Raw genomic sequence first — 697 nt, 5'->3', positions numbered from 1 at the left:
CATTAATATGATTAATTTGCTTTATCCTACTATTAATATACATATAAAACGGAACGACTAAAAGTGTATTTATTACAGATATACATACAAATTCTGACCAGGAATTTTTAATAACAAAATACGTTAACCAATAATCAATATATTTGTTAACGCCAAAAACGTAATAACTCCCTAAAACTACCAATGCTACAATAAAAAATCGGTATTTTAATTTCATGATAACTCACCCTTAAGTTCATTTATTAAATCCATTAATTTTTCACTTTCGCATATATTTTGTATATTCGAGAAAAAATTATTATGCAAGTTCCAAAACTCTACAATATTTTTTATTCTAACAACTGCACTCATTTTATCTAAAATATCTTTATAAATGTTATTAGCCAATGTGTCATTTTTCTCAAATAGAGTAATGTTTTTCACTAATTGCTGCTTTTGACCGTAATATAAAAATCCACCATTATAATATATTAGTTTTTTTTCATTGGATATATTTAGAAAGATAATTTTCAAAAAAAGCACTTCTTCGGTCCCTTGTATTTCACACTCTCCATCCTGTGTAATAATCTTCTTTTTAGTTACAACATTTTGATAATTACTAAAATTGGTATCTTTATTGAATTTAATATCTCCAACGACATAAACACTCATATTATCTCTATCATAATATTTCTTTGATATTTCATGTAAATTATAT

At 24.4% G+C, this 697-nt stretch carries 1 protein-coding gene and 1 pseudogene; both read right to left on the bottom strand.

What is annotated here, in order from left to right; all coding sequences use genetic code 11:
- Positions 1-217: pseudogene (locus tag CD172_RS12900) on the bottom strand (hypothetical protein); the annotation flags it as partial.
- Positions 214-697, bottom strand: a 484-nt coding sequence (locus CD172_RS12830) for a hypothetical protein (RefSeq protein ID WP_169925255.1), incomplete at its 5' end; no start/stop codon positions are given. The gene CD172_RS12830 and the pseudogene CD172_RS12900, both read right to left, overlap by 4 nt.

The sequence above is a fragment of the Staphylococcus agnetis genome (genome assembly GCF_002901865.1).
GTDB classification, from domain to species: Bacteria; Bacillota; Bacilli; order Staphylococcales; family Staphylococcaceae; genus Staphylococcus; species Staphylococcus agnetis.
This window is presented reverse-complemented; position numbering and strand designations above follow the sequence as displayed.